The sequence below is a fragment of the Nisaea sp. genome (assembly GCF_017640745.1).
Lineage (GTDB): Bacteria > Pseudomonadota > Alphaproteobacteria > Thalassobaculales > Thalassobaculaceae > Nisaea.
In genome coordinates this window covers 97722-119680 of sequence record NZ_JAEPQA010000001.1, presented here as the reverse complement: position 1 = coordinate 119680, position 21959 = coordinate 97722, and the positions used below count along the sequence as shown (strand labels likewise).

Annotated in this window: 18 protein-coding genes; 8 read left to right on the top strand and 10 right to left on the bottom strand. The window is 62.8% G+C overall.

What is annotated here, in order from left to right:
- The first annotated feature begins 73 nt into the window (after positions 1-73).
- A complete protein-coding gene (locus JJ959_RS00580) occupies positions 74-1213 on the top strand; it encodes an aminotransferase class V-fold PLP-dependent enzyme (protein WP_292879329.1) in 1140 nt (379 codons plus the stop codon).
- Here the strand turns inward: JJ959_RS00580 and JJ959_RS00575 are convergent.
- The 7 genes from JJ959_RS00575 to JJ959_RS00545 all read right to left on the bottom strand — a co-directional run bounded on the left by JJ959_RS00575 (position 1210) and on the right by JJ959_RS00545 (position 10378).
- Positions 1210-2484 carry an amidohydrolase family protein gene (locus JJ959_RS00575; RefSeq protein ID WP_292879328.1) on the bottom strand — a complete coding sequence of 425 codons (1275 nt, stop codon included), beginning with the start codon at positions 2482-2484 and terminating at the stop codon, positions 1210-1212. The two genes, JJ959_RS00580 and JJ959_RS00575, sit on opposite strands and share 4 nt — an antisense overlap.
- A gap of 17 nt (positions 2485-2501) precedes the next feature.
- On the bottom strand, positions 2502-3452 hold the full coding sequence (locus tag JJ959_RS00570; protein WP_292879327.1) for an ABC transporter permease: 951 nt from the start codon (positions 3450-3452) through the stop codon (positions 2502-2504).
- Positions 3453-3456: 4 nt separating this feature from the next.
- Positions 3457-4506: an ABC transporter permease gene (locus tag JJ959_RS00565; protein ID WP_292879326.1), complete on the bottom strand. Its 1050-nt coding sequence runs from the start codon at positions 4504-4506 to the stop codon at positions 3457-3459.
- Positions 4506-6041, bottom strand: coding sequence for an ABC transporter ATP-binding protein (locus JJ959_RS00560; protein ID WP_292879325.1), 1536 nt, complete (start codon positions 6039-6041; stop codon positions 4506-4508). Before JJ959_RS00560 ends, JJ959_RS00565 begins: the two co-directional genes overlap by 1 nt.
- Before the next feature lie 20 nt (positions 6042-6061).
- On the bottom strand, positions 6062-7066 hold the full coding sequence (locus JJ959_RS00555; RefSeq protein WP_292879324.1) for a BMP family protein: 1005 nt from the start codon (positions 7064-7066) through the stop codon (positions 6062-6064).
- Between the two features lie 256 nt (positions 7067-7322).
- Complete coding sequence (locus JJ959_RS00550) at positions 7323-9284, bottom strand: sensor histidine kinase (protein WP_292879323.1); 1962 nt, start codon at positions 9282-9284, stop codon at positions 7323-7325.
- Positions 9281-10378 carry an ABC transporter substrate-binding protein gene (locus tag JJ959_RS00545; RefSeq protein WP_292879322.1) on the bottom strand — a complete coding sequence of 366 codons (1098 nt, stop codon included), beginning with the start codon at positions 10376-10378 and terminating at the stop codon, positions 9281-9283. The genes JJ959_RS00550 and JJ959_RS00545 overlap by 4 nt, the downstream gene beginning before the upstream one ends.
- Before the next feature lie 155 nt (positions 10379-10533).
- On the opposite strand from JJ959_RS00545, the gene JJ959_RS00540 reads away from it, so the two are divergent.
- The gene (locus JJ959_RS00540) at positions 10534-10986 is read left to right on the top strand and encodes a YtoQ family protein (RefSeq protein WP_292879321.1); all 453 of its coding nucleotides are present in this window, start codon (positions 10534-10536) and stop codon (positions 10984-10986) included.
- Between the two features lie 18 nt (positions 10987-11004).
- The gene (locus JJ959_RS00535) at positions 11005-11691 is read left to right on the top strand and encodes an amino acid racemase (RefSeq protein WP_292879320.1); all 687 of its coding nucleotides are present in this window, start codon (positions 11005-11007) and stop codon (positions 11689-11691) included.
- A gap of 48 nt (positions 11692-11739) precedes the next feature.
- Here the strand turns inward: JJ959_RS00535 and JJ959_RS00530 are convergent, their stop codons facing one another.
- Positions 11740-12267 (bottom strand): MarR family transcriptional regulator, encoded by a 528-nt coding sequence (locus JJ959_RS00530; protein WP_292879319.1) that lies wholly within the window; start codon positions 12265-12267, stop codon positions 11740-11742.
- A gap of 335 nt (positions 12268-12602) precedes the next feature.
- On the opposite strand from JJ959_RS00530, the gene JJ959_RS00525 reads away from it, so the two are divergent.
- Both JJ959_RS00525 and JJ959_RS00520 read left to right on the top strand, forming a co-directional pair.
- Positions 12603-13904: an FAD-binding oxidoreductase gene (locus tag JJ959_RS00525; RefSeq protein WP_292879318.1), complete on the top strand. Its 1302-nt coding sequence runs from the start codon at positions 12603-12605 to the stop codon at positions 13902-13904.
- A gap of 84 nt (positions 13905-13988) precedes the next feature.
- Positions 13989-14480 (top strand): DUF1203 domain-containing protein, encoded by a 492-nt coding sequence (locus JJ959_RS00520; RefSeq protein WP_292879317.1) that lies wholly within the window; start codon positions 13989-13991, stop codon positions 14478-14480.
- 188 nt (positions 14481-14668) lie between these two features.
- Here the strand turns inward: JJ959_RS00520 and JJ959_RS00515 are convergent, their stop codons facing one another.
- Complete coding sequence (locus JJ959_RS00515) at positions 14669-16258, bottom strand: peptide chain release factor 3 (protein WP_292879316.1); 1590 nt, start codon at positions 16256-16258, stop codon at positions 14669-14671.
- Positions 16259-16359: 101 nt separating this feature from the next.
- On the opposite strand from JJ959_RS00515, the gene JJ959_RS00510 reads away from it, so the two are divergent.
- From JJ959_RS00510 to JJ959_RS00500, 3 genes are read left to right on the top strand one after another with little or no spacing between them, the layout of a single operon-like run.
- On the top strand, positions 16360-17364 hold the full coding sequence (locus tag JJ959_RS00510) for a P1 family peptidase (RefSeq protein WP_292879315.1): 1005 nt from the start codon (positions 16360-16362) through the stop codon (positions 17362-17364).
- Positions 17361-19190, top strand: a complete 1830-nt coding sequence (locus tag JJ959_RS00505; protein ID WP_292879314.1) for an adenylate/guanylate cyclase domain-containing protein — start codon at positions 17361-17363, stop codon at positions 19188-19190. The genes JJ959_RS00510 and JJ959_RS00505 overlap by 4 nt, the downstream gene beginning before the upstream one ends.
- A 46-nt stretch (positions 19191-19236) precedes the next feature.
- Positions 19237-20322, top strand: coding sequence for a mandelate racemase/muconate lactonizing enzyme family protein (locus JJ959_RS00500; RefSeq protein ID WP_292879313.1), 1086 nt, complete (start codon positions 19237-19239; stop codon positions 20320-20322).
- Positions 20323-20331: 9 nt separating this feature from the next.
- Here the strand turns inward: JJ959_RS00500 and JJ959_RS00495 are convergent, their stop codons facing one another.
- The gene (locus tag JJ959_RS00495) at positions 20332-21954 is read right to left on the bottom strand and encodes an acyl-CoA synthetase (protein ID WP_292879312.1); all 1623 of its coding nucleotides are present in this window, start codon (positions 21952-21954) and stop codon (positions 20332-20334) included.
- Positions 21955-21959 lie beyond the last annotated feature (5 nt).

The window sequence follows — 21959 nt, the reverse complement described above, 5'->3', positions numbered from 1 at the left end:
CATGCAGGCGCCGTTTAGTTGAGGAGCCGGGGCGCCCGTCTCCGGAACAACTCTTCCAGCGGAGCCTCTTTCCATGCCCCTCGCCTGCCAGCGCGACCTGTTCGACTTGCCGGACGGTGTCGCCTACCTCAACAGCGCCAGCCAGTCGCCGTGCCTGAAGGCGAGTTTTGAAGCCGGGCAGCGCGGGTTGCTAAGGAAACTGCACCCCTGGACGCCGGAGCGGGCCGATCTTGGTCCGGAGATGGAGCGCTGCCGTACGCTTTTCGGCGGGCTGATCGGCGCGACCGTTGACGATATCGCCATCTGCTTCTCGACCAGCTACGGCATCGCGACCGCCGCGGCAAATCTGCGACTCGAAGCGGGCAAGGACGTGCTGATGCTCGGCGGACAGTTTCCCTCCAACGTCTATGCCTGGATCCGTCTGGCGCGTATTGCAGGCGGGGACGTGCGTCTGGTGCGGCGCGGGGAGGATTTCGACTGGACCGGGCCGGTACTGGAGTCGCTCGACGACGGGGTCGGCATCGTCGCCCTGCCGAATTGCCACTGGTCGGACGGCGCGCTCGTCGATCTGGAAACGGTCAGCGCCGAGTGCCGCCGCCGCGGGATCCCGCTCGTGGTCGATGCGACCCAGTCGATCGCCGCGCGGCCCTTCGATCTGAAGAAGGTTCAGGCGGATTTCGTCGTCGCCTCCGGCTACAAGTGGCTACTCTGTCCCGACACGATGGGCTTCATGTATGTCGCGCCGAAGCATCAGCGCGGCATGCCGCTGGAGCTGAACCAGCAGGCCCGGACGGGTGCGCCTTCGATGGAAAGCGGTGACGGGCTCGGCGGCGAACTGAAGCCGAGCGCGCGGCGCTATGACATGGGGGCTGCCGACAGCATGGTGCATATGCCGATGTCGGTCACGGCGCTGGAGCAGATCGCGGAATGGACACCGGCGGCCATCCACGAATATCTGAGCGGACTGGTGGATGCCGTCGCGGACAAGGCGGCCGAGCGCGGGCTGAAATACCCTCCGAAGGAGCGCCGCATCGGGCATTTCATCGGGCTCTATCGCGACATGCCCTGGCCGGAGGGCCTGGAGAAGAAGATGGCCGCGCGCGGCGTCCATATCTGCTTCCGGAACAATGCCTTGCGGGTCAGTCCCTATCTCTTCAACGACATGGGCGACGTCGATCGCCTGTTCGAGGCGTTGGACGCGGAACTCGCCTAGGCGCGGCGGAAATCGACGCTGTAGCTTTCGCTACCGATCGAAACGGTGCTCATCTGCGGCGGGGCCTCGGCGATCACCTTGCCGCGGCGGAGCACGAATAGGCGGTTCGGCTTCAGGCGGATGGCCTCCATCGGATCGCCCGCCTGGAGAATGACGAGATCGGCATTGCAGCCCTTGGCGATGCCGTAGCCTTCGAGGCCCATCGCCTTTGCCGAGTTCTCGGTCACGGCGGCGAACATCGCCTTCATCTCCTCGACGCCGGTCATCTGCCCGACATGCACCGCCATATGGGCGACCTCCAGCATGTCGTGGCTGCCGAGGCTGTACCAGGGATCCATGACGCAGTCGTGACCGAGGGCGACGTTGATGCCCTGCGCGGTCATCTCCTTCACCCGGGTCATGCCGCGGCGCTTCGGATAGGTGTCGTGGCGTCCCTGCAGGGTGATGTTGATGAGCGGGTTCGGGATTGCATGGATCTCGCTCTCCGCCATCAGCGGCAGCAGCTTCGAGACGTAGTAATTGTCCATCGAATGCATCGAGGTCAGGTGCGACCCGGCCACCCTGCCCTCGAGCCCGAGGCGCCTGGTCTCCGCCGTCAGTGTCTCGATATGGCGCGACATCGGATCGTCCGTTTCGTCGCAATGCATGTCGACGCGGAGACCGCGGTCCGCCGCCAGCTCGCAGAGCGCGCGGACAGAGCGGGCGCCGTCTTCCATCGTGCGCTCGAAATGCGGGATGCCGCCGACCACGTCGACCCCCTTGTCGAGCGCCCGCGCGACGTTCTCCACGTTCCCGGCGGAGCGGAAGTAGCCGTCCTGCGGGAAGGCGACGAGCTGGATGTCGATATAGGGCTTCAGCTCCTCACGGACCTCGATCAGAGCGTCGACATTGATCATGCGCGGGTCCGAGGTATCGACATGGCTGCGGATCGCGAGCGTCCCCTTGGCGATGGACCAGCGGGCAAGCTCCCGCACCCGGTCCTTGATCGCGTCACCGGTCAGATGCGGCTTCAGTTCGCCCCAGAGCTGGATGCCCTCGAGCAGCGTGCCCGACTGGTTGAGGCGCGGTTCCCCGAGACTGAGGGTGGAATCGAGATGGAAATGCGGGTCGATGAAGGGCGGCGTCACGAGGCAGCCGCCCGCATCGATGGTCCGGCCGGCCGCTCCGGTCACGTTCAGGCCGACCTCAAGGATCTTCCCGCCCGCGATCGCGATGGACTGGCCCGTGCGCCCGTCGGGGAGCGTTGCGTTGGTAATCAGGATATCGAGCATCGTTGAAACCTTGTTTGTCAGACCCGGTCGCCGCGCCGGAACGGCACCAGCAGCGCCTTCGGATAGCGTGCCCGCCGCGCCATCACCACCATGGCGGCGATGGAGAGCAGGTACGGGGCCATAAGGAAGAACTGGTAGGGGATCTGGGCGCCGGCAAGCTGCTGCGCGCGGACCTGCAGCGCGTCGAGCCCGGCGAAGAGCAGCGCGCCGAGCAGCGCCTTTCCGGGCCGCCAGGAGGCGAAGATCACCAGCGCGACGCAGATCCAGCCGCGGCCGTTGATCATGCCGAAATAGAAGGCGTCGAAAGCGCTCATGGTGATGAAGGCGCCGCCGATCGCCATGAAGGCGCTGCCGACCATGACAGCGCCGGTACGGACCACCAGCACGTCGATGCCCTGGCTCTCGACCGCGACCGGGTTCTCCCCCGCCATGCGGACGGCGAGGCCGAGGGGCGTCCGCTCGAGCACGTACCAGACGGCGGGAACGGAGAGCAGGGCCAGGTAGGTCAGCGGCGTCTGGGTGAAGAGCGCCTCGCCGATCACCGGGATGTCGGAGAGGACCGGGACCGCGAAGGGCTGGAAGGGCGTGATCTTCGGAGGGGTCGTCGCGGTCGGCAGCAGCATGCGGAAGACATAGTAGCTGAGCGAGGAGGCAAAGAGCGTGATGCCGATGCCGGTCACGTGCTGGGACAGCCCCAGATAGACCGTGAAACCCGCGTGAAACATACCGAACAGCGCGCCGATGAAGGCGGCGAAGACGATCCCTCCCCATAGGTCTCCGCCCTGGTAGACCCACATCCATCCGGCCATCGCACCCATCGTCATGATGCCCTCGATGCCGAGATTGAGCACCCCTGCCCGCTCGCAGATCAGCTCTCCGAGGGTGCCGAGGATGAGCGGACTGACGATACGGATGGTGGCGGCCCAGAAGCCGGCGGTAAGGAGGATTTCGAGCAGGTCGCCGATCATCGCCTCAGCTCCAGCGGATACGGTAGCGGGTGAGCATGACGCTGACCAGAATGGTGAGGACCGAAAGGCCGACGAGCACGTCCGCGATATAGGTCGGGATATCCGTGGTCCGGCTCATCGCGTCGGCCCCGACATAGACCGCCGAGATGAAGAAGGCGGAGAGGATGACACCGAGCGGATGCAGCTGCGCGAGCATGGCGACGGCGATGCCCGCATAGCCGAAGCCAGGTGAGAGATCGAGCGTGAGGTACCCCTTGAGCCCCGCGACCTCGCTCACACCGGCGAGACCGGCAAGACCGCCGGAGATCAGCGCGGTGCGGATCACCGTCGCATTGACGCCGATCCCGGCGAAACCGGCGGCGGACGCATTGAGACCGACGGCGCGGATCTCGTAGCCCCAGACCGTGAAGCGCATGAGCGCCCAGGCAAGCGCGGCCGCGATCAGCGCGAAGACGAAGCCGAGGTGCAGGCGTCCCTTGGCAAGCAGCGGCGGCCAGATCCCCTCGTCCACGATCGGTGCGGCCTGTGGCCAGCCAAGCGACATCGGGTCCTTCCAGGGGCCTTCGAGCAGGTAGCCGACGAGCAGCAGGATGACGAAGTTCAGCAGTAGTGTCGTCACCACCTCGTCGACCTTCATGTGGGTCTTCAGCAGCACCGGCACGATCAGGATGGCACCGCCCGCGATCGCGCCCACCAGCATCAGGAAGGGAATCATCAGGAAAGGCGGCAGTCCGACGAGACCGGTTCCGAAGAAGGTGGCGGCGAGCGCCCCGCAATAGAGCTGCCCCTCGGCACCGATATTGTAGAACTTGGCGCGGAAGGCGACGGCGGCGGCAAGGCCGGTGAAGATCAGCGGCGTGGTCCGGGTGAGGGTCTCGTTGATCGCGAAGGACGACCCGAGAGCGCCTTTCAGCAGCGCCCAGTAGGAGGCGAACACCGCCTCTCCTGCCCAGAGGATCAGTCCGGCACCGAGTACCAGAGCCGCCAGGACGGCGAGAATTGGCGCCAGAACGATGCGCCAGACCTCGACCTGCTGCCGTGCCTCGATGCGCATCAGGCGGCCTCCGCGCCTTGGCCGGACATCATCAATCCGACCTCGCCGACAGTCAGTTCGGAGGCAGGCCGCGCCGGCGACAGGTGGCCGTGATACATGACGGCGATCCGGTCGCTGAGCGCGAAGAGCTCGTCGAGATCCTCGGAGATCAGCAGGATGCCGGCACCCTCCTTGCGCGCTTCGAGCAAACGGCGCTGCACATAGGCGATCGCGCCCTCATCGAGGCCGCGCACCGGCTGGTTGGCGAGAATGAAGCGCGGCCCGCGCGACAGAACCCGCGCGAGGATGAGCTTCTGCATGTTACCGCCTGAAAGCAAACGGGTTTCGGCCTCAGGTCCTTCGCAGCGGATATCGAATTCCTTGATCAGGTTGCGGGTGCGCTCAAGTGCCCTGCCCTTGTCGATGACGATCCCGGCGCGGGCGATCTCCGCACTCCGTCTTTCCTCGCTGATGATGTTCTCCCAAAGCGGCATCTCGCCGACCACGCCGGTCGCATGCCGGTCTTCGGGAATACGGGCAACACCGCGTGCGACCAGCGCTGTCGGATCGTCCGTTCCCGGCGCACCGAGGATCTCGACATCGCCGCTGTCGGCGACCGCGAGGCCGGACAGCAGGCTCGCGAGCGTGCGCTGTCCGTTGCCTGCAACCCCGGCAAGCCCGACGATCTCGTGGGCGCGTATCTCCAGGCTGACCGATTTCAGGCTCTGGGCTTCCGATCCGGCCTTGCAGGACACCGCGGCGAGCCGCACGACCGGCGCGCCCGGCTCCATCGCCTCAGCGGTCGGGCGCTTGACCTCCTCGCCCACCATCATCCGAGCCAGACCGGCACGGTCGGCATCAGATGTTTTCACCGTCCCCGCGACCTTGCCGCGGCGGAGTACCACAACCCGGTCGGTATGGCTGAGGATCTCGTTCAGCTTGTGAGATATGAAGATCACCGCAAGGCCGCGCGCGGTCAGTTTCTTCAGGGTCTGGAAGAGACTGTCGGATTCCTGCGGTGTGAGCACCGCGGTCGGCTCGTCGAGGATCAGGATGCGGGCATCGCGGTAGAGCGCCTTCAGGATCTCGACCCGCTGGCGCTCGCCGACGGAGAGCTCGCCCACGAGTTTGTCCGGATCCGCATCGAGACCGAATTCGACGGCCATGGAGGAGATCTTCTCGCGTGCCGCGCGGATGTTCCGGCGCCAGGAGAAGAGCGGTTCGGTCCCGAGCGTGATGTTTTCCAGCACGGTAAGGTTTTCGGCGAGAGTGAAATGCTGATGCACCATACCGATCCCGGCATGGATCGCGGCGTCGGTCGAGCCCCGCGGCAGCGGATTGCCGTCGATCAGGATCGCCCCCTCATCCGCCATGTAATGGCCGAAGAGGATATTCATCAGCGTGGTCTTGCCGGCACCGTTTTCGCCAAGCAACGCCAGGACCTCGCCTGCCTTCAGGTCGAGCGAGATCGCGTCGTTCGCCGTCAGCGGGCCGAAACGCTTGGTGACGCCCCTGAAGCTCAGCAGGGGCGTCACGTCACCGGTTTTTACAGTCACAGGGGTAACCCAGCGCGGGATCAGAAGGTCGATTTCGGCTCTTCGTCGTTGATCTCGACCACGAACTCGCCGGAGAGGATCTTCGCCTTCAGCTCTTCGACCTTGGCCTTCGCTTCAGCCGGGATCTTGTCCTCGAACTCATAATAAGGCGCGAGGCTGGCGCCGCCCTTCTGCATCATCGTCCATTCCTTGTAATCCTCGGCCTTGAAATTGCCGGCCTTCACAAGGTCGATGGCATGAGCAATGGCTTCTTCCATGTGCCAGAGCGCGGAGGTCACGACGACATTGGTGCCGTTCTCCTCCTTGTTCATGTCGTTCACGTTCCCGAAGGCGATGATGCCCTTTTCGCGCGCCGCGTCGACCACGCCCGCACGCTCGGCATAGAGCACGTCGACGCCGGCCTCGATCTGCGCGAAGGCGGCTTCCTTGGCTTTCGGCGGGTCGTACCAGGAGCCGATGAAGGTGACCTTGAACTGAATGTCCGGGTTAACCGAACGGGCGCCGTTCATGAAGGCGTGGAACAGCCGGTTCACCTCGCCGATCGGATAACCGCCGACCATGCCGATCTTCTTGGACTTGGTCATATGCCCGGCGATGATGCCCATCAGGTAGCAGGGCTCGTGAATGTAGTTGTCGAAGACCGAGAAGTTGCTGCCGTGGGGCTTGAAGGGATCGCCCATCAGGAAGGCGACATTCGGATACTCGTCCGCCACCTTGCGCGCCTCGCGGCTGATGCCGAAGGCCTCGCCGACGATCAGCTGGACACCGCTTTCGGCATATTCGCGCAGCACGCGGATATAATCGGTGTTGGAGACCTTCTCCGAATAGGAATACTCGATCTTGCCCGCGGCCTTTGCGGCTTCGAGCCCCTGGTGCAGGCGGGCGTCCCACTTCTGCTGGATCGGCTGGGTGTAGATGCCCGCGACCTTGATCTTGTCGGCGGCGTTCGCCGTCACCGGCAGCATGGAAATGGCGCTGAGAGCGGCCAGCGTGGTCAGAGCCTGGCGGCGCGAAATGAAAGTCATGTCAGTCCCCCGAAAAGCGAAACGGCCTGTGATCCGGACCCCTCCGGTCACATTGAGCTCAGTTTCTTTTTGCCAAATCCTCCCGCCGCACCCGTGGCATTCTTCTGCGCATCGCCCCTTTCTGCGGGGAGCCCGGACGAGGGTCCGGGCCAGCGATGCCATCGCGTGTGACAATTGGATTTCAGCTTTTTGGCTTTGGAATGTCAATGGAACCCGACGAAGGGCAGTGCATGTGCCGCCGGGGACGGGAAACGCGCTAGGACGTTTCCCTGACAGTCTCGGACTCGGTATCCGGTTGCGGCGCGACGAGCGGCACCGTGATCTTAAAAGCGCTACCGGTTCCCGGTGCGCTGGTCACCGACAAGGTGCCACCAAGGACATTGGCCACGGCGTTGTAGGAGATGTGCAAACCGAGACCCGTTCCGCCCTGGCCGAATTTTGTGGTGAAGAACGGGTTGAAGATCTGATCGGCGATGTCTTCCGTCATGCCGATCCCGTCGTCCTCGATAGTCACGGATATCGATTTCGAATCCGGCTCGTATACGGTCAGGCGCACGGTTCCTGCTCCGTCGGGGAAAGCATGCTTTACCGCATTGTCGACGAGGTTCGTTATGACCTGCCCGAATTCTCCCGGATAGCTGTCGAGTTCGATCTTTGCCGGGATCTCCTCGACAACGACGTTGATCGACTTGCTGATCGAAGGCTGCAGCGTGAGCACGGTTCCGCTGATCAGGTCGTTGAGCCTGAAGACCCGTCTGTAGGAGGCCGTGCGATCGACAGCGACCTGCTTGAAACTGCTCACGAGATTGCAGGCACGCTCGACATTCATCTCGGCGACGGATGTTCCTTGGCGCATTCTATCCACGAAACCAGTCAGATCGGACTTCTTCAGTCCCGAGTTCATAAGGCGAGAGAAGTTTTCGATCTCGTGGATCTGCGCCGACAGACTGAGCTTGCTGTTCCCGAGCGGTGTGTTCAGTTCATGCGCCACGCCGGCGACGAGGCGACCGAGGGCGGCAAGCCTCTCCGACTCGACAAGTTCTCCCTGTGTCTTGCGGAGATGGTCCAGTGCCTGAGACAGTTCGGCATTCGAAGCTGCGAGGTCTCGCGTTCTGTTCCGTACCCGGTTCTCAAGCTCTTCGTTGATTTCCTTGAGCGCCTTCTCGCGACTGACCAATGCGTTGGCCATCGCTTCCAGATCGTCCGATAACTGATTGAACTCCTTGATTGGCCCGGTCGGCCACGCTTCGGGGGTTTTCCCCGACGCGATCATCCGCGCCTGATCGATGACGGAGCTGATCGTGCGTATCATCGCCTGTGCCCAGAGCGGTGCGAGCAACACGCCGAGCAACGATGTCGCGATGAAGCCGATCGCGACGATCCAGACAGTTTCCCGCGTCGTCGCATTATCCATCCCGCGCGGAATTCGACTGACGAATAGCCAACCGAGTGATTCGGAGAACTCTGCCCAGGCGAAATAGTCATAACCGTCGAATGAGATCTCATCCGGGATCGGAGTACCGTTAAGCCCGGCGCGGACAATCGGAACGTTCAGAAGATTGCGCCTGCCGGAGCGGGTCGGATTGGTATCCGCAACGATCTCGCCGCGTCGGTCGACGATCCAAAGGTCCAATTGCTCGTTGCTTCTGCTGAAGCGGCTGATGGAAACGATCTGTTCGAGCGAAACCTCGCCGATGATCACCTGGCCGGTACTCGGAACCGGGACGGCCAGACCGACCATGACGATGCCGGTGATCGCAGAGAGCTGCGTATCGCTCCATGCCTTTTCCCCAGTTGCCGAAGTCTCCTGAAACAGCTTGTTGCCCGAGAGATCCGTGCCGATAAGTTCGACCGTGAATTCGAGATCGAAGTTTCTGACGCTTGCGTCGCGTACAATCCCGCCAGTGTCGAGGAGATAGATCGCGTCGAAACTGTGCCCCCGCGCGGCCTCCAGCATGGCGTGGCTGTTAATGCCGGAAAGCGAGTCGATCCCGGAAGCCACCACCTGCAACCGGTCCTCGAGCGAGGTCAGATATTCTTCCAGGCGGGCCGCCATCTCCGCTGCCGAGGCACGCGCGATCGCATTGTTTTCTTTGGAGATCTGGGGCAGGCGCACCGCAAGTGTGACCGAACCGACGATGATCAGCGCCACCAGCGGGGTCAGCAGGAAGAGTCCTGTCAGCGCAAACCTGAGGGAAAAGGCCGTGCCGAAGATCATTTGCGGATGAACTTGCCGTCTCTGGCTTCGACGAATACGCGGCGCCTCTCACTGTCGCCGAAGGCGTCAAACTCAACGATCTGCTGCAAGCCTTCCACCGACCCAACTGAATCCATCGCTTCTTTCAGGTTCTCGTTGCCGGACCGCAAGGCCGCTAAAAGAGCCGTCAGCCCGTCATAGGCAGCCACACTGGAGAAACCCGGATCTTCCTGAAATCGATCCCGATAGGCATCCCGAAAAGACACATATCGCGCTCGATCGTCATAGCGATCGTATGTCTGCAGCAGGATCAGACCTTCGATTGCCCGTCCGCCGAGCTCGAACAGGCTCTCGGACGCGGCCCATTCCGCCGCGAAAAAAGGGATGTCTGGATCCAGTTTACGAACCTGCTGAGCAAACTGGGCAGAGTCGACGCCGTTTGCGATGAAAAGCAGAGCGTCCGGCCGGGTTTCGAGAATCTCGCGCGTAACCCTGGCGAAGTCGCCGCTCACAGTGGCATCGAACGAAACGGCGGCAATGACCTCTCCTCCCCGAGCTTCGTGCGCGGCACGGAACTCCGCAAGCCAGCTTTCGGAAAAAACGGCATTGCGTTTGTCGAGGGTCATCGCCATCCGCTTGATGCCGGCCTTCTCGCAGAAGTCAGCATAAGCGGTCGCATATTGTCTCGTCGTGGATCCGATTCTGTAGAAATAGTCGTCCTTCCCGACGAAGGCCAAGGAGGAGACCGTCGGTGAGATCGAGACGATCCCGGCCTCGTTGATGACCGGAACCATTCCGCTGGCGACCACGCTGAGATTGGGGCCGATAATGGCGTCGACCTTTTCGCCGACCAGAGCCCGCGCCGCTTCGGCACCGCCCTCGGCGGTCCCACCATCGTCCCGCACGTAGAGCTCGACCTTTCGACCGTTGATCCCGCCGGCGGTATTCACCTCGTCCACACCTAGCTGAACCGCGTTTCGCGACGCGATCCCGATGTCCGACGCCCGCCCTTCCAGGCCTCCGATGAAGCCGATCCGGACCGGATCCGGCTCACCGCATCCGCCGAGCGAGAAGAGACTGACAAGGATCGACAAGCCGAATTTCACGGACCGCATGGGTATCTCCGCCATGGTGAAGAAGCCGATTTATCTCACTTTTGAGATAATGATTCGTAAACACGGTCCTCCGGCCCACTCTAATCTTTCCCCGAGGCACTGCACTGACGATCCGAATCAGCTATCAATGGCCTGTCATTAAGGAGGAGGAGACGATGGCGGAACTAGAGGTCTACCTGTCGGGTGAGATCCATACGGATTGGCGCAAGGAGATCGAGGACGCGGCGAGGAATGCTTCTCTCGATATCGCATTCACCGCGCCCGTGACGGTGCACGAGAACAGCGACGATTGCGGCGTGACGATCCTTGGCGCCGAGGAGAACAATTTCTGGGCCGATCACAAGGGCGCCAAGATCAACGCGATCCGGACACGCACCCTGATCGAACGCGCCGACGTGGTCGTGGTGCGGTTTGGCGACAAATACAAGCAATGGAACGCGGCGTTCGATGCAGGTTATGCGGCGGCACTCGGCAAGCCCTTGATCGTGCAGCACGATCCATCACTGACCCATCCGCTGAAAGAGGTCGATGGTGCGGCTCTTGCCGTGGCCGAAACGCCGGCTCAGGTCGCGGCGATCCTGCGATATGTGATGACCGGCGAGCTCTAGCCGGCGGCACAGGGTCAGATGAAACATATCGGTATCGTCGGGTGTTCGGCCGAAGGCGCGGCTTTGTGCTACCGGACGATCTGCTCGGAGGGGGCGGAGCGACTCGGCGCGCATGTCCATCCGGATATCTCCATGCATACGCCCTCGCTCTCGCGCTACGTTGCCTGTCTGGAAGCCGGCGACATGGCGGGCGTGGCCGATGTCATGCTGGATTCGGCCCGTCGGCTGGAGCGCGCCGGAGCCGATTTCCTGATCTGCCCCGACAATACGATTCATCAGGCTTTCCCGCTCCTTGCGGAGCGATCCCCGCTTCCATGGCTGCATATCGCGGACGCGGTAACAGCCGCGGCGGTCGGGAACGGCTATAAAAAGCTCGGCATTATGGGCACGCGCTGGCTGGTCGAAAGCGAGGTTTATCCGGAGAAGCTGGAGGCCTCGGAGATTGCCTGGTTGCGCCCCTCGCCCGATGAGATCGCCGAAACCGCCCGGATCATAATGGACGAGTTGGTGCCCGGGATTATCCGTCCGGACTCGATCTCCTATTTCCGGAAGGTCATCGCGCGCTTCAAGGATGCAGGATGCGATGCGGTAGTCCTTGGATGCACCGAAATTCCGCTGATCATCAACGACGCCAACAGCGCGCTCCCGGTTCTGGATTCGACACGATTGTTGGCACGCGCGGCGCTCGACGCCGCATGCGCATAAAAAACGCGCCGCAGAAGCGGCGCGCTTAGGGAGCCTCGGGGGTGGGGCTTAGCCGAAAGTTATGTATTCGGCCCAGATTTGATCGAGCTGACGCAGGGTCGCGGTCGCGGCTTCCATCTCTTTCGCGAGATCGGCGCGGCCGTTGGTGAATTCCATGTGACGCTGTTCGAGATCCCTGAGACGGGCAACCACGTCCCGGCCTTTCGGGGAGAGCCGAAGGCGCACCGACCGGCGGTCATGCGCGGCCCGCTCCTGCTCGAGATAGCCGTACTCGGACAGCTTCTTGACGTTATAGGAGACCGTGGAGGCCTGATATCCCTTGCGGTGGATCAGGTCGCGGACCGGAATGTCCTCGTCGCCGATCCCGACCAGCATGAGAGCCTGAGACGGATTGATGTTGTTGATGCCCATGCTTTCCAGCTCGACGCGCACGACGTCGAGATAGCGCCGGTGCAGCCGGTCGAGCATGGCCGTCAGCTCCATGTAGCTCGCCCGCACGTCTTCCGCGCTTCCACCGACGGCAATATCGGCCGTATCGATCTTGAGAGCAGAGCGTCGAAGTGTCTGGACGGTCATAGGAGGCCTCCGCGTCGGATGTTCCGTTGCTTACGAACTAATACCATTCCATCAAAATGGTTTCGAATTGTAAAGTTTAAAGAGCGATCGACATTACGAACGATTGTCAGTGCATGGTATGTATCTATTTCCATAGGCTAATCCCCTGTTTTCTAAATAAAAATTTAGATGAAATTCGTGGAGAAAATCTTAATTACGAGCGTCTGACCGGACCTCTAGAACCGGATCTACGCGCTTGTCCGCGACAGCACTGTGAGACTCCGCACAGTTTGACCGGTCCCTCACCGAACCGGCTATAAACCGACACCGGATATCGCAGCAGAATGGAATCGATAATGAACACAGCGACGGAAAACGGCGCGCGCTATATCGACAGCTACTATAGCCGCAGCGTCAAGGCGCCCGCGGCGCGCCCGGTTCTGGACACGGATACGGATTGCGATATCTGCGTTGTCGGCGGCGGAATGGCGGGCCTCGCCACGGCGCTCGGACTGGCGGAGCGTGGGCGCGATGTCGTGCTTCTAGAAGCGAACCGGGTCGGCTGGGGCGCCTCCGGGCGCAATGGCGGCTTTGTCAGCGGCGGATACAGTCTCGGTCTCGGCGATATCGAGGCCAGGGTTGGGCGGGCGGATGCGGATGCCCTCTTCCGTCTCACCCTCGACGCGATGGATCTCATCAAGAATCGGATCGAGCGCTACGCCATCGATGCCGGGCCCATGCGTTCCGGGATCATGAAGGCCTCCTGGTTCGCCAATCCCGACGGACTCAAGGCGAATGCGGACATGATGAACGAGCGGTTCGGCCTTGGCCTCGAGTTTCAAAGCCGCGAGCAGATGCGCGAGCTCTACAGAACGGCGCGTTATTATGAAGGCGTGCTGAACCCGACGGCCTTCCAGTTCCACTCGCTGAATTTCACCAACGGCATCGCCGACGCCGCGATGTCCAACGGCGCGCGGATTTATGAGAACTCGGTCGTCACCCATATGGACCTGACGCACGACCGCAAACGGATCGATACGGCGCGAGGCAGTGTTTCCGCAAATCAGGTCGTGATCTGCTGTTCGGGCTATATCGGCTATCTGCATCCGAAGCTGTCGCGCGCGACTCTGCCAGTCGGCACCTATGTGGTTCTGACCGAACCGCTCGGGGATCGCCTGCAGGATGCGATCCGGGCGCCCTACGGCACCTCCGACAGCAGGATCGCGAACGACTATTACCGGGCGCTGCCGGATACGCGCCTGCTCTGGGGTGGACGGGTCAGCTCCAATCTTTCGCCGCGCGATCTCGACAAGAAGATGATCGGCGACATCCTGCGCATCTATCCCCAGCTCGAGGGGATCAGGGCGGAAGTCGCCTGGCCCGGAACCATGGGCTATTCGGTACATAAGATGCCGCAGATCGGCAGGCTGTCTGACGGTGTCTGGTTCAACCAGGGTTATGGCGGACACGGCATGTGCGCGACCACCGCCGGCGGCGAGGTCGTGGCGAAGGCGATTGCGGACGGCGACGAAACCTACAAGCTCTTCGCGCCCTTCGGACTTGATTTCGCCGGCGGACAGCTCGGCCCGGTGATCGCGCAGATCGCCTACTGGGGCTTCCAGCTGCAGGATCTCTGGAGCGCCTGGCGCTCGAAATAGGTTGACGCGCAAGCGGCGGATATCGCCGCGTGCGTCTTGCCCGGATCATCCGTTCCATTCTCAACCTGGAACCGGAACAGATCCATGACCGACAAACGTTTCATCGCCCTCGATACCGAGGACGCGCGCCATTACCGGGCGGGCGGCAAAGACGCCAACGGGCAAGTGCCGGAGCCGAAGATCTCCGAAGGCGGCGCCATGCCTTGCCGCCATTGCCTCGAGAACATCGCGGCCGGAGAGGAATATCTGATCCTCGCCCACCGTCCCTTCCCCATGGCCCAGCCCTATGCGGAGATCGGCCCGATCTTCCTTCATGCGGGCGATTGCCCGCGCTATGCCGACGAAACGCAGATACCGGACATGTTCAGGGAGTGGGACCGCATCATGCTGCGCGGCTACGGCGCCGACGACCGTATCGTCTACGGCACCGGCACGGTGGTCGATGCGAACGAACTTGCAGCAACGGCAGATGCCATCATGGCGCACCCGGATGTGCGCTACGTCCATGCCCGCTCAGCGAAGAACAACTGCTACCAGATGCGGATCGAGCCGGCAAAACAGCACCAGGCCCGATGATACGCAGTGGAACCCGGCGTCTGTCGGGATGACGAAACTGGCGCGGCGTATCCTATGGAATGTAGCCGGTACCCCGACTGATTCGTCTGCATTCCAAACCCGTCACACCGGCGGACGTCGGGACCCACTTGTGACACGCGACAAATTGGTCCGGTCGGCTTCGCGGGCCTGCGGTGAAGATGCCCCGATCAGGCCATCTGCTCCTTCACCTTGAGGAACTTCACCTTCGGCCAGTTCTCGGCGGTGTGCTGAAGGTGCCAGCCGTTGCGGGCCATGAAGACCGGCATGTCGTCATGGTCGTCGGCGAGATCGCCCTGATTGGCGTCCATGAACTTCTTCAGCTCCGCCGGATCGTCAGCCTCGAGCCAGCGTGCCGTATGAAGGGCGGCCGGCTCGAACGTCACCGGAACGTCGTATTCCGTCCGGATACGGTCCGCCAGCACGTCGAATTGCAGGGCCCCGACGACGCCGACGATCCAGCTGCCGCCGATCCGGGTCTTGAAGGCCTTCGCCGCGCCCTCCTCCGCAAGCTGGACGATCGCCTTCTCAAGGTGCTTGGCGCGGAGCGGATCGGTCGGCCGGACCCGCTGCAGCAGTTCCGGCGCGAAGCTCGGGATGCCGTTGAACTGCAAATCCTCGCCCTCGGTGAGCGCGTCGCCGATCCGGAGGTTGCCGTGGTTCGGAATGCCGATAATGTCACCCGGCCAGGCTTCGTCGGCGATCTCTCGGTCCTGGGCCAGGAACATCACCGGATTGTGGATGTTCATAATCTTGCCGCTGCGGACATGCTTCAGCTTGGCGCCGCGCTTGAAATGACCGGAGCAGATCCGGGCGAAAGCGATGCGGTCCCGGTGTTTCGGGTCCATGTTCGCCTGGATCTTGAAGACGAAGGCGGCGACCTTCTTCTCGTCCGGCTTCACCTTGCGGGTCTTGGTCGGGTGCGGGCGCGGCGACGGCGCATAGCGCGCCACACCGTCGAGCAGCTCGCGGACGCCGAAATTATTGACCGCGCTGCCGAAATAGACCGGGGTCATGTGGCCGCCGAGGAAGGCTTCCGGATCGAATTCCGGGCAGAGTCCGCGCGCCATCTCGACTTCCTCGCGCAGTTGGCTTACGGCGGAGGCCGGCAGGAGCTGGTCGAGCTTCGGATCGTCGAGGCCCTTGCAGGTCTGGCCTTCGTCCGGCGCATCGTGGCTGCCGCGGTCCATCAGGATGAGCTTGTCGTTCAGCAGGTCGTAACAGCCGCGAAAGCTTTTCCCCATGCCGATCGGCCAGCTCGCCGGAGTGACGTCGAGCGCGAGGCTCTGCTCGATCTCGTCAAGCAGCTCGAAACTGTCCCTTGCCTCGCGGTCCATCTTGTTGACGAAGGTGATGATCGGCACGTCGCGCAGGCGGCAGACCTCGAACAGCTTCAGGGTCTGTTCCTCGATACCCTTCGCGCCGTCGATCACCATGATGGCGCTGTCGACGGCCGTCAGGGTCCGGTAGGTGTCTTCGGAGAAATCCTCGTGGCCCGGCGTATCCAGCAGGTTGAAGGTGTTGTTCCCGTAGTCGAAGGTCATGACCGACGAGGCGACCGAGATGCCGCGCTCGCGCTCGACCTTCATCCAGTCGGAATGCGCACGCCGTTGCTGTCCACGCGCCTTGACCGCGCCCGCCATCTGGATGGCGCCGCCGAACAGCAGCAGTTTTTCCGTAAGCGTGGTCTTACCGGCATCGGGGTGCGCGATGATCGCGAAGGTGCGCCGGCGCTCGACCGCTTGGTCCAGGGAACTCATCAAACCGTCCTTGTTGGAGAACGCCGTGTATATAAAGATTTTGCGCGATCAGTCCAATAGACGATCCTTGGGGGCGGGTATGCCTCGATTGGGGAGAGAAGATGCAGTCGCGGCCGGGGAAACGAAACCTGATCACCGACGTGCCGGGATTGCTGGTCGGAAACGCCCATGACAAGCGGATCCGCAGCGGCGTCACCGTCCTTGTTCCGGAAAGCGGCGAGATGGTGGCTTCGGTCGACGCGCGCGGCGGCGGGACCGGCAGCCGCGAGTTCGATCTGCTGCGTCCGGAAGCGACCGTTTCCGAGATCAACGCGCTGGTTCTCAGCGGCGGTTCCGCCTTCGGGCTCGACGCGGCCGGCGGGGTGATGGGCCATCTCCGTGCCAGAGGAATCGGCTACAAGGCCGGACCGTCCGTTGTCCCCATCGTGCCGCAAGCGATTCTCTTCGACCTGAATAATGGCGGCGACAAGGACTGGGGAGAGCACAGCCCCTACCCTGCGCTCGGACGTGCAGCCGCGGAGGACGCCAAGCCAGAGTTCGCGCTTGGGAATGCCGGTGCCGGATACGGCGCGCAGGCGAGCGGCTTCAAGGGCGGGCTCGGCAGCGCCTCGATCAGGCTCGAAGACGGCACGACGGTTGGCGCGCTGGTGGCGGTGAACGCGGTCGGGGCCGCGACATACCCTTTCTCTGGCGCCTTCTTTGCCTGGGATGTGGAAATCTATAATGAGTTCGGCGGCAAGAGCCCGCGGCCGGAAGACCGGGCAAGCGGCATTCGTCTGCCGAAACTCGCCCGTGCGGGGGAGAACACCACGATTGCCATCGTGGCGACCGATGCGCGGCTATCGAAGGCGGAATGTCGGCAATTCGCACTGATGGCCCAGCAAGGCCTGACGCACGCGATCCGTCCCGCCCACACGCCATTCGACGGAGACACGGTGTTCGGGGTTTCGACCGGTCTGAGGGAGCTGGCTCAACCGGCCATGGACCTTGCAAGACTGGGGGGCTTTGCGGCCAACTGTCTCGCACGGGCGATTGCCCGCGGGATCTACGAGGCGGAAAGCCTGGGTGACGCGACCGGTTACCGCGCGCATTTCGGATTGGCATGAAGATCGACACGGACAGTCTCAGCCCGGAGAACCGCATCACCATCCGCACGCTCCTGTTGCGGGATATCGGCGGTCTCTTTCTCGTCGCCCTTGTCGCACTCATGGCGGTCACGATGTATTTCGGCACCTTGGGCGCGTTCGCCGTGCTGCGCGAGAACGCGGGCAACGTGATCCACACGACGGCGCGGTTTCTCTCCACGCATATGGAACCGGCAATCAGAACGGCCGAGATCGTGGGACGAAAAATCCTTCTCGACGGCCCTCAGGTGAGTCCCGCAAATATAGAAATGGCCCGGACGGCCATGCAGCTCGATCCGCAGATCCGTGGAATGGCGTTCTTCTGGACCGACGGAAGATATGAGACGGTGCAGGCGGACGGCACAGCCCGATTGCACACCTATGCACCGGGCTCGGAGGCTGATCGGGCGGTCAAAGAAGCCCGCCTGGCGGCTGAGCCCTTTATCGCCGAACCGATCTTCTCCCGGCTGGTCGGGCGGACTCTCGTGACGGCGCGAAATCCGATCTTCGACGATACCGGCAACTATCTCGGGTTCGCCGCCAGCGCGATATCGCTCTACGACCTTTCCGAATTCGCCAGTCAGGTCGATCTGGTCGGCGGTCTGGTCTTTGTCGTGAACGAAGACGGCAAAGTGATCGCGCATCCCTCCCTCACCGATCCCGATATTGCGAAACGCATGACGGCCGAAAAGCCGCTGCTGCACGGATCGGAAATAGGCGACCCGGTGCTTGCCGCTTTTCTCGATCCGGCCAGGCACAAGGTGGACGACCTCGAGGACGGCGACGGCATCAAGGTTCGGAGGGCGAAGGTCGGCGAGACGCGGTATTTCTCTCTGACGCTCGATATACCGGTGAGCCGGGAGGGTGTCTTTACCGTCGGGATCTATGTCGACGAGGATTCCTCTAGTTACACGGATTTGATCCGCTATCTGGCTTACGGAGCGCTTGCCGGTCTGGCGGTGATGGCGCTCGCCATGCTGCGTCTCTGGCAATTGGCCGAACGGATCCGGCTGCCGGTCAGCGAACTGGCGACGGCGTCGAATGCGGTTGCCAAGTTCGAACTCGACGGTGTTGCGCCTATCGGCGGCAATTCGGTGCGGGAATTCAACGACGCGGCAACCGCTTTCAACCGCATGGTGAAAGGTCTTTCTCAGTTCGGCATCTATGTTCCCCGTTCCCTGGTCCGCGCCATTCTGGACAGGTCCGAGCCGACCGGCATTTCCTCCGTCGATCGGGAGGTCACCGTTCTGTTCTCCGATATCGTCGGCTTCACCACCCTGTCGCAGAGCGCACCGCCAGAAGAGATCGTCGCGCTGCCGAACGACCACTTCACCCTGATGAACGAAGCCATCGAAGCCGAAGGCGGCAATATCGACAAATATGTCGGAGACAGCGTGATGGCGTTCTGGGGCGCACCTGCGGAACGCGCGGACCATGCAGCGGCCTGTCTCCGGTCGGTCCGGCGTATCGCGGAACTGCTGCGCGCGGACAATGAGCGGCGGGAGCGGACGGGACAGAGAGTGCTTCACATCCGTCTCGGTATCGCGACCGGACGGGCGGTCGTCGGTAATATCGGCGCGCCGGGACGCATCAACTACACCATGATCGGCGATACGGTGAATGTGGCGAACCGGTTGGAACAACTCGGCAAGCAGGTCGCGCCCGGTACGGATCTCTGCGTCCTCGTGTCCGAGGAAACAGCCGTCGCGGCCGGAAACCCTCCCGATCTCGAGGATGTCGGGGAGTTTGAACTGCGCGGACGCAGCGGCGCGGTCAAGGTCTACCGTCTCAATCTCGACCGGACATAAGTAACAAACGAGGGCACGCCGGAACGTGCCCGGAGGAAGCATTCGCATGAAGATCAAATCCGTCGACGTCATCCCTTTGCAGATCCCCTTCGAGGACGGCAGCCCCGGCGTCGGGCTGATGCCGACGAAATGGACCAAGCTCGACATTGCGCTGGTACGGATCGAGACCGAGGACGGCCTTGTCGGCTGGGGGGACGGCTTCGCCTATTCCTGCCGGCGGGCGACGGGCGCCGCTATCGAGGACATGGTCGCCCCGCTGCTCATCGGGCGTGAGGTCGGCGACATTTCGGCACTCAACATCGAACTCCAGCGGCGCCTGCATCTGCATGGACGCTACGGGATCACCATTTTTGCCATTTCCGCAGTCGATATCGCCCTCTGGGATCTTAAAGCGAAGGCCGAAGGCGTATCCCTTGCGAAGCTTCTGAGCGATCGGCCAAAGGCCTCCCTGCCCGCCTACGCAAGCCTTGTGCGGTACGGCGAGCCGGATCTGGTACGCTCTTTCGGCGCGAAGGTCGTGCAGGAAGGGTATCGCACCGTCAAGCTGCACGAGATTACCCTGGAGGCCATCGAGGCCGGACGCGAAGGTGCCGGCGCGGCAACCAGAATCTCCACCGACGTGAACTGCAACTGGTCACTGGATATCGCGCGGAAGATCATGCCGGAGATGAAACGCCTCGATCTCTACTGGGTCGAGGAACCGGTCTTTCCGCCGGACGATGCCGAGGTGCTTGGCGCCCTGCAAACCGAATATGGCGTGCCGATCGCAAGCGGGGAGAATGCCTGCACCGCGGTCGAATTTGCCCGTACGGCACCTGCGATCCACTATCTGCAGCCGAGCGTGACGAAGGTCGGCGGAGTTACAGAATTCCTCAAGGTCTGCGACCTCGCGGAACGGCACGGCGCGAAAATCATGCCGCATGCGCCCTATTTCGGACCGGGCTACTGGGCCACGCTCCAGCTCATGGCCGCCCGCGACATCTGCGAGCAGTTCGAGCACCTCTATGTCGCGCCGGACGGATATCTGGATCCGTCGATCCCGCTCCCGGAGAAAGGCATGGTGCAGGTTCCGGACCGTCCGGGGATCGGTTTCGAGCCGGATCCGGCGGCGCTGGAGCGCTACCGGATCTGACCCGGCGCCTCAAAGCTCCTTCGCGCGTTCCCTCAGGACGAACTTCTGGATCTTGCCGGTCGAGGTCTTGGGCAACTCGCCGAAGACGACGGTGCGCGGCGTCTTGAAGGAGGCCATGTGCTGCCGGCACCAGGCGGTCACCTCCTCGATGCCGATCTCGCCGGCGCCAGGCGCCGGTGTGACGAAGGCGCAGGGCGTCTCGCCCCATTTATCGTCCGGTTTCGCGACCACGGCCGCCTCCATGATCTTCGGATGTTTGTAGAGCACCTCCTCGATCTCCAGCGAGGAGATGTTCTCGCCGCCGGAAATGATGATGTCCTTGGAACGGTCCTTCACCTCGGCATAGCCGTCCGGATGCAGCACCGCGAGGTCGCCGGTACGGAACCAGCCGTCGCCGAGCGCCTCCGCGGTCGCCTTCGGGTTCTTGAGGTACCCTTTCATGATGGTGTTGCCGCGCAGGCAAAGCTCGCCGATCGTCTTGCCGTCGCGCGGAACCTCCGCGCCGGTCTCCGGATCGGCGACTTTCATGCCTTCCAGCGTCGGATACCAGACGCCCTGCCGGGCCATCCGCTCGGCCTTTGCCTCGAGATCGAGTTCGTCCCATTCCGGCGGCCAGGCGCAGATCGTCGAAGGGCCGTAGGTCTCGGTCAGGCCGTAGAGATGGGTGACCGCGAAGCCCATCTTGCCCATGGCGGAAATCACGGCGCTCGGCGGCGCCGCCCCGCCGGTCGCGATGTTCACCGTCTGCGGGAACGCGGTTTTCTGATCCGCCGGGGCGTGAATCAGCATGGTGAGGACAATCGGCGCACCGCACATGTGGGTAACGCCATGGCGCGCGATCAGATCGAAGATCTGCGCCGGATCGACCTTGCGCAGACAGACATGGGTCCCGCCGACGGCCGTCACGCCCCACGTATAGGTCCAGCCGTTGCAATGAAACATCGGCAGGGTCCAGAGATAGCGGCAGGACGAGGTCAGTCCGAACGCGATGGCGTTGCCCATCGCGTTCACGTAGGCGCCGCGATGGTGATAGACGACGCCCTTGGGATTGCCCGTGGTGCCCGAGGTGTAGTTCAGGGACATCGACTGCCATTCGTCGGGCGGCCGCGGCCAGTCCGGCGACGGCTCGCCCTCGGCCAGGAAGTCCTCGTATTCCTTTTCGCCGAGCGGCTTACCTCCCTCGGCGAGCGGATCGTCGATCCAGATCACCGGCGGCCGGTTGGAGGCCTGCTCCAGGGCCTGCTCCATCAGGGGGGCCAGTTCCCGATCGACGAGTATCAGTTTGGACTCGGCATGATCGATGATGAATGCGATGGTCGCCGCGTCGAGTCGCGTATTGATCGCATTCAGAACTGCTCCCGCCATGGGAATTCCGTAATGCGCTTCCAGCATCGCCGGTGTATTTGGGGCGAGGATAGAGACGGCGTCTCCCGGACCGATGCCACGGTTCCGGAGGGCGTCAGCTAAACGACGGCTGCGGCTCAGAAAATCGCCGTATGTACGGCTCAACTCACCGTGAATAATGGCGACCTTGTCCGGAAAGGTTGAACCGGCCCGCTCCAAGAAATCGGATGGAGTGAGCGGCGCGTAGTTGGCCGCATTTCTCTCCAGGCCCGTTTCAAATATCGACATCTCCG